Here is a 13,317-nt window from a genome sequence, read left to right as displayed (position 1 = left end):
ATTCCGCTTGATAGCTTTCAGTTGTCGGTCTCAGAGTCGTCCGCATATCCACTTAAAACCATGCATGAATTGAAGTCGGCGGGACTCATATGCCATCGTCCTTTGCGACATTGGTCAGAATAGCCACCCGGACTGACCGGGCGGACATCGTCTCGCCCTCTCAGATTTCCGTCTGCTCAGAGATTTCGAGTGCGTCATCGACTTCTATGCCGAGGTACCGTACAGTCGACTCGATTTTGGAGTGCCCGAGAAGTAACTGCACGACGCGAAGGTTCTTGGTTCGTTTATAGATGAGCGTCGCCTTGGTCCGCCGGATCGAGTGCGTCCCATAGTCAGCTCGTTCAAGTCCGAGTTCGTTAACCCAATGCCCAAGAATGCGGGCGTACTGTCGAGTTCCGAGGTGAGGCGAATCGTGAAGCCGGCTAGGAAATAGGAAGTTATCCGGCTTCAATCCGGCATGCTTTATCCACGTCAGTAAGGCATCTCGGGAGGCAGCCGTGATTTCGAACTGAACCGGACGCCGGGTTTTATGTTGCATGACGATAGCGCGAGTTGCCACCTGGTCGCCATGGCAGATGTCTCGGACCTTGAGTGCGACCAGATCGCAACCGCGCAGCTTGCTGTCGATACCTAGGTTGAGGAGTGCGAGTTCTCGAATGCGCCTTTCCATCTGAAGACGGGCACGGAGTGCCCAGATATCCTTGGGCTTGAACGGGGCTTTCTGGCCGACGATCTTGCCTTTGTTCCAAGGCTCGCGATGCGCGATGGCTACAGCTGATTCCATGATGGTCTCCCATCGAGTTGAGGGGCATATAGGATGCGCCTTTCAGCCGCCTAATTGCTAGTCTTTTTGCGCAAGTGGGGGCAGCACTTGGCTTGGCCGTCTGCTTTAGGGTGGAGTGATATTCACGGTTCAGCCAAATGCCGTCAGTCGCTAGACCTAACCTCAACGTCCGCTCCCAGCCTTAAGCCGATACTCGTCCGCCAACAGCGGGTCTGCAGCGGTTGCCGTCGGTCGGCTCGAACGGATGAACTCACGCTGTCGGCCACTAAGCGGCCCCTAGCGGCGGCCTCATGAAGGTTCGTTGAAAGGGAGCTGCGTCACACGAAGGTGACACCATAGGTTAGCTCTTCTTCAAAGCCGCTGAATCCACTCTTCTCGTCGAGCGTTCTCACACGCCAAAAGTAGAACGATCGCACCTCCTGGACAGCCTCATCCGGTGATGTGCGATATGCCGTGCCTCTGGAGACAAGGGCCACACCGCAGTTTCCGTCGAACTGCATAGCGCGAACCGGTCCCCAGCCTGCATTCCAGTAGCAAAGGTCAGCGACCACTTCACTACCGGATTTGACCTCCAGCCCTCCACCACAAGACGTGACCTCCAACTGTCCCCGCTCTGGCATTGTCGGCAAGAAGAGCCGCCCAGGATAAAGGTCGTACTGCAGGTAGCCTAGTCGGTTGAAATCGAGCGGCTTGGCCAGCGGCCATGCCTTGCTCTCCTCATCGGCTATCTCGTGGGGAGTTGGCGACTCCAGGAACGTAGTCGTGCCCAGAGGCTCCTGGAAGTCGCTTGCGAGTAGCTCTCCGGTTCTCCACAGGTCCTTCAAGTGCCCCGCCAAGCCTTCATCAGCGACGCTGCCACCTGCCGCCTGCGCCCACCGGACGACCGAGACCTCCACACAGCGGCCCATCGACATCACAACGGGCGACGAGAAGGCCATCAGCTCATCGCCAGGACGCTCCTGCTGAACCCGCTCGACGAGGCTGCGGACAGCCCCACCAATAGCCTCATCATCGCCGTCGAATTCCGTTCGGCCTGGAAACCAAGCCGGTCGTCTAGGCCTGAGCAGCGCAAGTGTCGGGTGAACAGGCAAAGCCAACAGAGCCCGGTCTTCCGCCTTATCGGGAGGCATGCCCCAGAACGCCTCAGCAACCGCCAACGTGCGGTGGTAGGCGGAGATCATCCGCAAGGCAGTCCGAGATGAGATTTGGCCGCTGAACCCTTCGCCCAAGGGGCGCGAGAAGTGCCAAGGGTCGCCCTGAAAAGGAGCATCCGGGTAGGCGCCTTTGTTCTTCGACCACTCGAAAGCCATCTGGCGGACGAACGGCAGCCCCGTAGCGGCCTCAAGCTCCGTCATGGAGGTGCGGAACATCCGCGGAAGGTCTGCACCTTGCACCCCGTTGAAATCCTGTGGGATCTGGAAGTCTTCAGGCACTTCTTCGAGGCCTTCGTCCGGGGTGTCCGCCCATAGACCGAGGCTCTCCAGCAACAGTTCCGAGAGGATGGACGTCTTAGGAATGCTCTCGGCCAGTTTCGGGCCGGCCTCGTACCCGTGCGCCTGCGCGGCCATCCAAAAGACGACGAGCGCCTCCACCACCTCGGCTTCGAGCTTCCTTGTGCCGAGGAATTCGAGGAGTGCGGCCTCCGTCGCCGCTTTCGACGCCGGCGCGCCCAGGCGAGCGGCGAGTTCCTGCATGGTCCACCACCGTGCAGCGGTCGACGGCCAGCCCAGCCTGGCGACGAGGATGCGCAGGTCTTCCATCACGTGCCCTTCGCCCTCGCAGCGTCGAGCTCTTCTGCCCAGCGCGGCCGTTCCAGCGGAAGAGTTCGGGTGTCTTCGAGCACGCAATTCACCATCATCTCGGCGAACTTCACGGCGTCGGTAACGCGCTTCTGCCGCGCATAGAAATAGACCATCAGATCCGTCGGCGCTAGACGCGGCGGCTCGGGCTCTCCGAACATGGCGTACGTCGTCGCCCTGACAAACTCGTCGCAACGACTCGGGTAGTGCTGAACGACCATATCCAGCCGCTTACGCGTCTTTTCTTCGCTCTCCGCGAAGCCAAGCCATGCACCCTTCCGGATCTGCGCCTGGACGAGGTAATTCCACGCAGCCTTCGAGCCACTCAGCTTGCGCCTCGTCTTAAAGGCGAGGTCAGACAGTTCAAGGATGCCGTTCATGCGCCCCTCGTCTGACTGAAGAAAACTGTCCAACGCCGCGAGAAGGCGCTTGCCCTGCCCGGCCGTATCCCAGTGCTCGTACCAGGCTCGAAGGAGCCTCTTCTTTTCGTTGTAGCTGGTCGACAGGCTTGCCAGCAGCTCGTCGACCTGCTCCGGTGCAAACCTGGTGACGTCGCCTGTGTATGGCTTGCTGTCAATGTCGCCGCTAGACGAGTCTTTGTGCTGAAGCACGCCGACGTCCCAGCCGGCATGCTCCCTGAGGACACGCAGCCGCTCGGCAGCGCCATCCTGACCATTGCGTTCCAGCTGCATCAACGCATCCTGGATCTCTGGGTGAACACCCGTGCGCATAAGCGCATCCAGGGGCCAACTGTCCCGCACGCCCTGCTCGACGTATGCCCGCAGGCTGTCCTCCGCATGCGACCAATCGCCCGCGTCCGTGTGCTCCTCATACTTCACCACCAGAGCTGGCGGGCAGAGCTTCGCCAGCAACCGGTCCGCGGCTGAGAGCACGTGCCTCGTTCCCTTTCCGTCCGTGAAGTCCAGCACGCGGTGGACCTGGGGCGAAATCATGCTGAGCAGCCGTCGAGCATCGTCTGGCACGACCTCCAACAGGTAGTCAATGGCGTCGACGGTGTTGTTCAAGGTAGGGTCCTTGCGGTGCCCGTAGCCGGTTACCAGCTCCCAAGTCTGAGTGCAGAGCTCCTGTGCGCTGGTGTTCAAGCCGTGGGTGAGGGCGATGCCGCAGAGTTGCAGGGGCGTCTGAAGATGAACGCTGGTCTCCTGGCGGATCTCAGCATCGAGCAGGACGCGCTGGGATTGGATGAAGGCCGATGCTGCTTCATCGCTCATCCTGGTCAGCAATCCTGCCTCGTACTGGGTGCGGAAGGACGCAGGGTCGAACCACTCGCTGGTACCTGCGGCGACTATGGTCGCCTCAGTCACGTCAACATCGTCGCGACCGGCGAGCAGGCAGCTGCCCAGCCGAATATCGCAGGCAATGCGATGCAGTCCAGCCCGGAACTCCTCCGCAGCTGAGCTGGCGTCGTACCCCTGCCTGAAGCGCCTGAACTGGACAGGTTTGAGCAGTTCGAACAGCTGATTGAAGTCCACAAACTCCCCGCGCCACCAGCGCTCGGCAACCTCAGCTGCAATCGCTGAGAGCGAATTCAGCAAGTAGCTGATGTTCCTCCTGTCCTCGTAGGTGGGCGCCCGCACGAACTCGAAGCCTGTTTGTCCTTCCGCTTGCATGCAAAGGCTCAGTTGCACACCGCTGAAGAACCAATGGTGGACGAGCGCACTCAGGTTGTCCTTTCGCTCGTAGTAGTCACCCTTGAGCCACTCAATGGGGATGGGCTCGTTCAGCGGCTTCGAGACCCGTGAGCGGGCGGCCTCCAATGCGGCAACGAACGGGGTTCGCGCCAGCTTGCTGAAGTCGTCGCGATCAAAGATGATCACCCCGGCCGTTGCAGCCGCACGGACGCAGACGTCGCTGAGAGCACTCTTATCCGGGTCGCCGGGCGGCAGCGGGGTGGTCGCGTCCATCAGGTCGTCCAGCACGCCCTCATCAACAAGCATCCGGGCTCTCGGCATCCACACGATAGGGCCGTTTTCACGAACCAGCTTCGCAAACGCCTCCGAGGTCGCACCGATGACACCCAGGCGCGCGAACGCCTCGACCAAGAACTTGAAATCAGTAGTCCCTGCGTTGGACGAGTACCGCGTGGTGAAGTGGCTGAGACCTCTGAAACGCCGCAGTGCCTCGGCACCACAGGTCTTGGCCATTACCGCCTGTCCTCGCGCCTGCAAAGCCAAGGCAAGGGCGGCCACACGCAGAATGTCCGTCTCGTGCCGCGACGCCACAGCCTCTCGGACGACACCATCGTCGGCTGTCAGCCTCAGCGTGAACGAAACAAGCCGAGCCATGTCGTCGTCCTGCATCTGAAACTCGCTGCCACGAACCATCCGTGCCTTGAGATTGTCAAGGCGATAGGCATCGGCAAACGCATTGGTATCCAGCGCAGCGACCATGGCCTCCGACAACAAGGTATCGAACAGCGACTCTGGATAGCCCTCCTCCAGACGGAGCATGATCCAGTCGCGGGTCAACCCGGCAATGAGGTTCTTGGGGTCACCGAGCTTGGCCTGAACCGACCAGAGCCAGTTGACGCGCAAAGAGGGCGGCGCCGATGTTTCCAGCCAGCTCGCCACCGCCGGCATCAGCTCCTTGATGCGCTCGTCGTATCCCGGAGTCGAGCGCACAAAGACGGCCAGGCTCTCGTGGAAGACCTTCAAGCCTGCGGCCGAAGAATGCAACAGGTGCTCCACCTTCGCGACATCGGGCTGAGCAATGCCGACCTTCGTCGCAATATCCAAGAACGCAGCCCTCGGCCAGAAGAAAGGGAACGCGCACACCAAGCGCAGCGTGTCCTTCAGACTAGGCGGCAGCTCTTCCCACAGGGACGCGTAGTAGAACTTCACCTCCTTGGTCATGTCCCCTTGCAGCCGCCCGATATCCCAGCTATCCAGGACTCCCCCGGCGTGCTCAAGCTCCGCGGTGGCATAGATGACGTGCAGTGGGTGGCCGTTGGTCTTCTTGCGAAGCGCGGTCGCCGCCTCCTGCAGCTGGCGCTCTGATTGCTCTTCGTGGTCGAATCGGGTCGACAGCCTGCCCTCGTCAACGGCCCTGCGCAGGTACGACAACACCGCGTTCTCGGACATCGCCGGCAACTCTCGCCAGCTAGCCTTCGGTGCGACGACCAAGAGGTCCTTGGGCAGCTGGGCATCGTCGACCGGCTGCGTGCCCACCAACAGGACCATGTTGTCCGGGCACGGCAGGACCTGGGAGAACAAGTCGTCCAGCGGGCGCTTGTCGGCTGCGTTGATGCGCCAGACATGATCCAAGCCGTCCAGAACCAGCACGAACGGCTTGCCCTTCTCCTTGTAGTAGGCCGCGCAAGCTTCGAGGAGCCCTCGCAAGTCACCGTCTGGCGCCTGAACGCCTGGATGAAACTGCTTGACCTGTGCCGCGATGGACTGCTCAACCACGTAGCTGTGCACGCGGTCGCGCCCCCGCTCGGTCGTCGACAGGAAGTAGTGGTGCCGTACCGTGGGAATATCTAAGCTAGCAAGCTTGTCGCACAGCGCGCTCAAGTACGTGCTTTTCCCGCGGCCTGGTGGCCCCGTGAGCACGAAAGCCTGTCCGGCACCGACAGCGGTGTCGCGCACGAACTCCCCGTGGAAGGTCTCGTCTGGCACCTCATATCCGAGCGGCACGAAAAAGTCTTCAAGCAAGGGCGCCGGCGGCGCAGCCTGAAGGATGGTGCGCACCTGATCCAAGGAGATCCACCCGTCCGGCGGTGGAAAATTCTCCCGAATCGCCCAGTTCAAGGCGACATTCTTGAGATTCGCAATACCCTCAGGCGTGCCGTGCCGGTGCAGTCGAGCATCGACCTCGTGCTCAAGCGACTCGAAACCCTTGTCGCTGTGAAGAACCTGCAGCTGACTGAAGAAGGTCTCGCACCTCTTCTCGTCACCCAACTCGGCGATCAACGCTGAGCGCCGCGGCTCGGGCACTTTAGCGAAGTCGATTTTCCCGCCGGCTAGGCACGCCTCAATTTCCGCATCTGGCCGACGATTCGTCTTCAGCGAGATCACCCCAACCCGAGCCGGGTGCAACACGGCGAAGGCGTCAAACCACTTCCGCAGCATCGACTTAGACTTAGCCGTCTTGCCAGACTTCTCGAGCAGCCACTCCCAGCTCAACGCGTGAACGGCCGGGTTCGGTGTGTACTTGACTTGCTCAAGGTCAACGAGGCCACCAGAGCGCTCCGCCACGATGTCGTCCAACCCCTTCGGCGCATCGATCTCGACGTCGCACTCGAACTTCACCCGGGTGTAGCGCGTCGGTGCGTCGAGCCAGTCGCACAGGAGGCGCAACCCCTGCCGATTCTGGTAGACGTAGCCGGCGGCGGTTATCGCAGTGTTCTTAATCTCTTCAGACATGGAATGGGATGGCCGGCAAAGGTATTGACCGAGCGGACGACATTGTGAAACCGTTTGCGGAACACCAGTTCTTGCATACGCACCTATCTGCTCACATTGGCGGCGCAGGAGCCTCGCTGTAGTGGCAGAAACTGCTCAAGGAACAGGGCAAGTCAAAGGAGCATAGCGACTCCCTGGCAAGGAGGCTTGTTGCTGCGCTGAAGGATGTGCTTGCAATTCGGAGTTCCTAAGGCGGCTCGACGACAGCCCGCAGTGAAGCAGGCAGTCGCGTCAGCTGTGGTTGGGGGGCAGGTATTGATGTAAGCCTTCGCTCGGTTCGACCACGGAGATTGGCCGGAATCAGCCTTATGGCGACTAAGCAACTGCGCAGTTGCTTAGTCTTTTATTTGCATCTCGCCACAGTATTTAGCCCAATCTGCCATCAAATTGGTGCGCTTGGCCAGGTAGTCTGTCCGCAGGTAAGCAGCTTCGACTTCGTCTGGCAATTTGTGGGCCAGAGCGTGTTCACATACTTCACGCGGGTAGTCGGTTTCGTCTGCCGACCAGTCCCGGAACGTGGAGCGAAATCCGTGCGTAGTCACCACCTTGTTTTGCTTCGGATCCAGAAAGCCACTACGTCCTGCATCCAACTCATCCTGATGCATTCGCCGGATCAGCATGGTGATCGACATATCCGATAGCTTGCCCCCGCGCGGAGCCGGAAAGACCAGGTCGTTGTTTTTGATCTTGAACAGAGCTTGGAGCAGCCTCTTCGCCTCATCCGACAAGGGTACACGGTGCTCCTTCTCGGCTTTCATGCGTTCGCCCGGAATCGTCCAGGTAGATTCTTTCAAGTTGAGCTCGTTCCAGGTCGCTCCGAAGACTTCATTTGATCGAACTGCAGTGAGGATGGCGAACTCCAGCGCACGGGCAGTTACGCCCTCACGTTTGCGAAGTTCAACCATGAACTCACCGACTTGGCTATACGGCAAGGAGGGATGGGAGCTTTTCTTGCGCTTAACCCTCCCCAGGATCGGCTCCAGGTTGCCTTTCCAAGCTGCTGGGTTGTCACCCGTGCAATATTCCATCGCCTTGCCGTAATCCCAGATGGTCTCAATACGTCCACGAAGACGACTGGCCGTTTCGTGTTTCGTACTCCAGATGGGTTTGAGAATCTCCACGACATCGCCCCGGCTGATTGTTGCGATGATGCGGTCGCCGATGACGGGATAGGCGTAGGTTTCCAGCGTCGATTCCCATTGGGCGATGTGCTTGGCGTTCTTTAGTTCACGCGCTTTGTTGGCGATCACCACCTTCGCGCAGTCACGGAAGTTCTTGGATCTGGAATGCTGGACACGCTGGGCTTCGCGGTCTTGCTTCTTGCGCTCCAGGGGGTCAATGCCGTCTTTAACCTGCTTACGCAGTTCACGGGCTTTTTCACGGGCCTCGGCCAAGGTGATTTCGGGGTAGCTGCCCAGCCCCATGTCACGACGATGAACTACTGGTTTGCCACTGGCATTTGTACGCTCCCCCACCACAAGCCGCAGGACCCACGAACGAGAGTCCCCGACGATGCGTAGGTGCAAGCCATCCGCTCCGCCGACGGCGTACCGCCCTTCAGCTTTGAGCTTTGCTACCGCTAGTGCAGATAATTCCTTGGCTTTCTTTGGCATCGTGTCCACCTAACCAACCGTCCCACATCCTAACCCACAAAAGATGCTGGATTCTGGCAGACAACACAAGAAAGCCCCGGACAATTACATCATTAAGTTATTGAAAATAAACGAATTTTAAGATTCACCGAGATAACCTTGGATTCAACTTCTACGGACACCGCTTCCGCCAGACCGGCGCTCAGCCGCGCTGGTTCAAGGGCGTAGCGACCGGCTCGGCCACCACACGGCGCAGGAAGTCCGTCATCTCCGCGGCCGGCATGGGTCGGGCGAAGTGGTAACCTTGGGCCTCGTCGCAGCCGAAACGGCACAGGCTCTCCAGCATCTCTACGGTTTCCACGCCCTCGGCTATGGTCTTGAGATTGAGGCCGTGCGCCATCTGGATCACGGCCCGCACGATGGCGGCATCGTCCTCGTCGCTACCCAGGTCGCGCACGAAACTCTGGTCGATCTTGAGCTTGTCGATGTCGAAGCGCTTCAGATAGGACAGGCTGGAATAACCGGTGCCGAAGTCGTCGATGGAGAGCTTCACGCCCAGCTGCTTGAGGCGCTTGAGGCTGGCCAGCACGCCCTCGGCGTTCTGGATCAGGATGGACTCGGTGAGTTCCAGTTCCAGCAGCTGCGCAGACAGGCCTGATTCCTCCAGCGCGCGCAGCACCGACTGCTCGACATCACCGCGCTTGAACTGCACGGCCGAGAGGTTGACCGCCATGGTCAGGCCCGGCAACCCGCTACGCTGCCAGTCCGCCGCCTGGCGGCAGGCTTCGCGCAGCACCCACACACCGATGGGCACGATCAGGCCGCTTTCCTCGGCCACCGGGATGAAACGGGCCGGTGAGATCAGGCCACGCTCGGGATGGCGCCAGCGCAGCAGCGCCTCCACGCCGATCACGACGCCGCTGGAGAGATCGAACTGCGGCTGGTAATGCAGGGCGAGTTCACCGCGCTCCAGCGCGCGGTGCAGGCCATTGCGCAGGCTGAGGTGCTCGAAGGCCTCCACATTCATGGCCGCATCGAAGAAGCGGTAGGTGTTGCGACCGGCCTGCTTGGCCTGGTACATGGCCACATCGGCCTTCTTGCGCAGGGTCTCCAGATCAGCGCCGTCGTCGGGGTAGATCGCCACGCCCATGGAGGCCGAGGTGACGATTTCCTGCCCTGCCAGCATCAGGGGTTCCTGCAGGCATTCCATCAGGGCGGACGCCAGCAGGGCCACGTCATCGGTGTGCCGCAAGCCCGGCATCAGCACATAAAACTCGTCACCGCCCTGGCGACTCACCACATCCACGTCGCGCGCTTTCGCCCGCAGGCGCCGGGCCACCTCGCGCAGCAGGGCATCGCCGCTGTCGTGCCCGAGGATGTCGTTGATGCCCTTGAAGTTGTCCAGGTCCAGCAGCAGCAGGGCGGCCCGTCCCTCGGCATGCATGGACGGGGCGGTCAGCTGCGCAAACTGCTCATGCAGCAGGCGGTGGTTGGGCAGGCCGGTCAGCGTGTCGTGGTAGGCCAGGAACTCGATGCGTTTCTCGGCCGCCAGCTGGTCGGTGATGTCGCGGCCCACCCCCTGGTAACCCAGGAACTCGCCGTCCTCGCCGAACAGGGGGCTGCCGTTGGCCGCCAGGGTGCGGACCTGGCCGGGCGCCACCTCGACCTGGTAGACGAAATCGCGGAAAGGCTCGTGCCGCTCCAGCTGGGCACGGTGGACCTGCCACTGCTCGGGGCTCACGCCCAGCACGGGCAGCTCCCAGCGGGTCCGGCCCAGCATGGCCTGCATGTCCATGCCATTGAAGGACTGCGACACCTGGGTGAAACGGAAGTTGCGGTCCTGCTCCCAGTAGCCGTCGACGGACAGCTCGGTCAGGGCCCGGAAACGCTCCTCGCTCTTGCGCAGGGCTTCGTAGGGCTGGCGGATCGCCAGCACGAAGACGTTCTGGTAGAGGAAGGCATAAGAGACGATCTTGAAGACGTGGCCGAAGATGTTCAGGAAGTCCGAGGGCGCCTTGTAGTTGGAGAACACGATCTCGCCCATGGCCATGACCAGGCAGGAGGTGGCGAAGGCAAAGGAACGCGGGCGGTTGCCCGCGCCCGCGCGGTAGATGAAGAGCAGGGCCAGCAGCACATAACCGATGAACAGGCCATATTCGTAGTTGCGCTTGAAGGTCGTGACACCGCTGCCGGCGACGAAGGTGGTCGGCACCCAGTCCATGCCCCAGGTGCCCAGCCAGAACAGGCCGGCCCCCAACACGGTGGCGATGCCCAGCCACACATAGCGCGAGAAGGGCAGGCGCAGGCGCAGCACCACCAGCAGCAGGGTCAGCAGGACCAGGGTGCGCCCCGCCAGCCAGAAGAAGATGGCACGCGGGGTCGAACTGTCGATCACCAGCCGGGGCATACCGTCGTAGGTCAGGGCATGCACCAGGTCCACGAAGGCCACCATGGTGAAACCTGCCAGCAGGATGCCCGATTCCGGATTGAAGCGGTGCTTGAGGTCGTGCCAGGACACCACCACGATCAGGATGGCCACGATGACGGCGAACAGCTCCAGCAGCAGGTGCAGCTGCAGCATGCTGGAAGCCCGGTCCTCGAACAGGGGGAAAGGTGGCAGCGCCATGGCCGCGACAAAGACCAGCACGGCCGGCAGGAAATACCGGGCATCGCAACGCCAGTAGTTCTTCAGGTTCGCAAGCACCGAATGCGTCTCCCCATCATGGTCCGTATGCGGGCCTTGCGCGCCGCGCGGTCTGTTGATGGCCGAATGGTAATCCAAGGAGCCCCTGCCCCCGGCCTCAACTCCAGAGATCGAGCGGCGGGTCGTGAACTACCGCACGCAGGATGTCGCTGCGCGAGATGAAACCGGTGACCTGCCCTTCCTCGGCCACCACGGGCAGGCCCGGCAGCCGGGTGTCGAGCAGCACGCGCGCGACGCGGCGCAGGTCGATGTCTTCGGACACCGCCGGCACCGGGCTGAGCATGACGGCCGAGACCGGCTGCATCAGCAGGGCACGCCAGACCAGGCTGGGGGCATCGGGCTGGGGCAGGCGCTCCAGGTTCAGCAGTTCGGCGCGGGTCAGCAGACCGACCAGCTCGCCCTGCGCATTGATCACGGGCGCCTGGCCCAGGCCGGCACCGCCCAGCATCTGCCAGGCCTGCAGCACGGTGAAATCCTGCGTGACGGTGGTGACGCCCCGGCTCATGACATCGGCCACCCGGGTCAGCGGATGCCGTGCCGGCGGGCCGCCGCTGGCCTGGGCATAAGCCGACAGGGCGGCACCCGCCAGGGTGCGGGGCGGCGGGGCCTCGTGGCCGGTCACGGCGCTGACCGCCGGGGTCGTCTGCTGGGCTTCGAGGCGGCGCGTGCGCGTGACCGCGCGCAGGGCCTCGATGCGCCACAGGTCTTCCATCGCGCCCTTGAAGATGCGCCCGCTTTCGCCGTAGATCGAGAACATGCCGGCCCTCCTGCACTGCCTGACGCCGACTATAGCCGGCGTCGGACCGGAACGAGCCTCAGGCGGGATCGGGCAGGAACAGGCTCTGCAGGTCGCTGAGGAAGTCGAAGCCCAGCGCCGTCGGCCGCACGCGCTGCAGGTCGCGCGTGATCCAGCCTTTGCGCTCGGCCTCTTCGAGCTGGCGCGCGATGGCCGTGATGGCCAGGCCGGTGCGCTCGCTGAACTCGCCCAGCGCAAAACCCTGGCGCAGGCGCAGGGCGTTGAGCATGAATTCGAAGGGCAGGTCGGCGCGCTTGATCTCCTCTTCCTGCGAGACGGCGTTGCCGGCCAGCGCGCGCTCCATGTACAGGCGCGGCTCGCGTGTGCGCACCTGGCGCACGATGCGGTGCGCAAAACTGAGCTTGCCGTGTGCGCCGGCGCCGATGCCCAGGTAATCACCGTACTGCCAGTAGTTGAGGTTGTGCCGGCAATGGTGGCCGGTCCGGGCGTAGGCCGAGACCTCGTAACGCTGCAGGCCGGCCAGGCCGGTGCGCTCGGTGATCAGGTCCAGCATGGCGTAGGCCGTGTCCTCCTCGGGAATCTGGGGCGGGTGCTTGGCGAAATACGTGTTGGGCTCGATGGTCAGGTGGTAGATCGAGAGATGCGGCGGCGCAAAGGCCAGGGCCTGGTCGATTTCCTGGCCCAAGCCCTCCAGGCTCTGGCCGGGCAGCGCGTACATCAGGTCCAGGTTCCAGGTGTCGAAGCTGCGCGCGGCCTCTTCCAGCGCCGCGATGGCCTGGGCGCTGTCGTGCACCCGGCCGATACGCTGCAGGTGCTCGTCCTTGAAACTCTGTACGCCCACCGACAGGCGCGTGACGCCGGCATCGCGGAAGGCGCGGAAACGCTCCTTCTCGAAGGTGCCGGGGTTGGCCTCCAGGGTGATCTCGCAGTCGGCCGAAAGCTTGAGGCGGGCGCGGATGTCGGACAGCAGGCGCTCGATGGACTCGGGCGCGAACAGGCTGGGTGTGCCGCCCCCGAGAAAGATGCTGTGCACGCTGCGGCCCCAGATGAGCGGGAGCGCACTGTCCAGATCGGCCACCAGGGCGTCGAGATAACGCTGTTCGGGCATGTCCGCCGCACGCATCTCGTGGGAGTTGAAGTCGCAATAAGGGCACTTCTTCAGGCACCAGGGCAGGTGCACGTAGAGAGAGAGCGGCGGCAGGCTGGCCAGTTGCAGCGTGCCGGGGCGCAGGTAATGCTGGATGTCGTGCGCCATGT

The 13,317-nt window shown here is 62.2% G+C and carries 7 protein-coding genes; all 7 read right to left on the bottom strand.

The window, feature by feature from the left end; translation table 11 throughout:
- Nucleotides 1-160: 160 nt before the first annotated feature.
- The 7 genes from HTY51_RS02120 to hemW all read right to left on the bottom strand — a co-directional run bounded on the left by HTY51_RS02120 (nucleotide 161) and on the right by hemW (nucleotide 13,315).
- Nucleotides 161-784 (bottom strand): tyrosine-type recombinase/integrase, encoded by a 624-nt coding sequence (locus HTY51_RS02120; RefSeq protein WP_174251184.1) that lies wholly within the window; start codon nucleotides 782-784, stop codon nucleotides 161-163.
- Nucleotides 785-1,101: 317 nt separating this feature from the next.
- Nucleotides 1,102-2,544, bottom strand: coding sequence for a multidrug DMT transporter permease (locus tag HTY51_RS02115; RefSeq protein ID WP_174251183.1), 1,443 nt, complete (start codon nucleotides 2,542-2,544; stop codon nucleotides 1,102-1,104).
- Nucleotides 2,544-6,968 (bottom strand): ATP-binding protein, encoded by a 4,425-nt coding sequence (locus HTY51_RS02110; protein ID WP_174251182.1) that lies wholly within the window; start codon nucleotides 6,966-6,968, stop codon nucleotides 2,544-2,546. The genes HTY51_RS02115 and HTY51_RS02110 overlap by 1 nt, the downstream gene beginning before the upstream one ends.
- Before the next feature lie 374 nt (nucleotides 6,969-7,342).
- Nucleotides 7,343-8,620: a site-specific integrase gene (locus HTY51_RS02105; RefSeq protein ID WP_174251181.1), complete on the bottom strand. Its 1,278-nt coding sequence runs from the start codon at nucleotides 8,618-8,620 to the stop codon at nucleotides 7,343-7,345.
- Nucleotides 8,621-8,801: 181 nt separating this feature from the next.
- Nucleotides 8,802-11,303 carry an EAL domain-containing protein gene (locus HTY51_RS02100; protein WP_174251180.1) on the bottom strand — a complete coding sequence of 834 codons (2,502 nt, stop codon included), beginning with the start codon at nucleotides 11,301-11,303 and terminating at the stop codon, nucleotides 8,802-8,804.
- Nucleotides 11,304-11,400: 97 nt separating this feature from the next.
- On the bottom strand, nucleotides 11,401-12,060 hold the full coding sequence (locus tag HTY51_RS02095) for a CBS domain-containing protein (RefSeq protein WP_174251179.1): 660 nt from the start codon (nucleotides 12,058-12,060) through the stop codon (nucleotides 11,401-11,403).
- Between the two features lie 58 nt (nucleotides 12,061-12,118).
- The gene (gene hemW, locus HTY51_RS02090) at nucleotides 12,119-13,315 is read right to left on the bottom strand and encodes a radical SAM family heme chaperone HemW (RefSeq protein ID WP_174251178.1); all 1,197 of its coding nucleotides are present in this window, start codon (nucleotides 13,313-13,315) and stop codon (nucleotides 12,119-12,121) included.
- Between the last annotated feature and the right edge of the window lie 2 nt (nucleotides 13,316-13,317).

Origin of the sequence: Rhodoferax sp. BAB1 (genome assembly GCF_013334205.1) — a bacterium.
Classification (GTDB): Bacteria; Pseudomonadota; Gammaproteobacteria; order Burkholderiales; family Burkholderiaceae_C; genus Hylemonella.
The sequence above is the reverse complement of the archived record's forward strand: the minus strand, read 5'-3'. Positions and strand labels throughout refer to the sequence as shown.

What these genes read in the sequence shown, in the direction of transcription:
- HTY51_RS02120 (WP_174251184.1), bottom strand. Translation starts at nt 784, where the DNA reads ATGGAATCAGCTGTAGCCATCGCGCATCGCGAGCCTTGGAACAAAGGC.
- HTY51_RS02115 (WP_174251183.1), bottom strand. Translation starts at nt 2,544, where the DNA reads ATGGAAGACCTGCGCATCCTCGTCGCCAGGCTGGGCTGGCCGTCGACC.
- HTY51_RS02110 (WP_174251182.1), bottom strand. Translation starts at nt 6,968, where the DNA reads ATGTCTGAAGAGATTAAGAACACTGCGATAACCGCCGCCGGCTACGTC.
- HTY51_RS02105 (WP_174251181.1), bottom strand. Translation starts at nt 8,620, where the DNA reads ATGCCAAAGAAAGCCAAGGAATTATCTGCACTAGCGGTAGCAAAGCTC.
- HTY51_RS02095 (WP_174251179.1), bottom strand. Translation starts at nt 12,060, where the DNA reads ATGTTCTCGATCTACGGCGAAAGCGGGCGCATCTTCAAGGGCGCGATG.
- hemW (WP_174251178.1), bottom strand. Translation starts at nt 13,315, where the DNA reads ATGGCGCACGACATCCAGCATTACCTGCGCCCCGGCACGCTGCAACTG.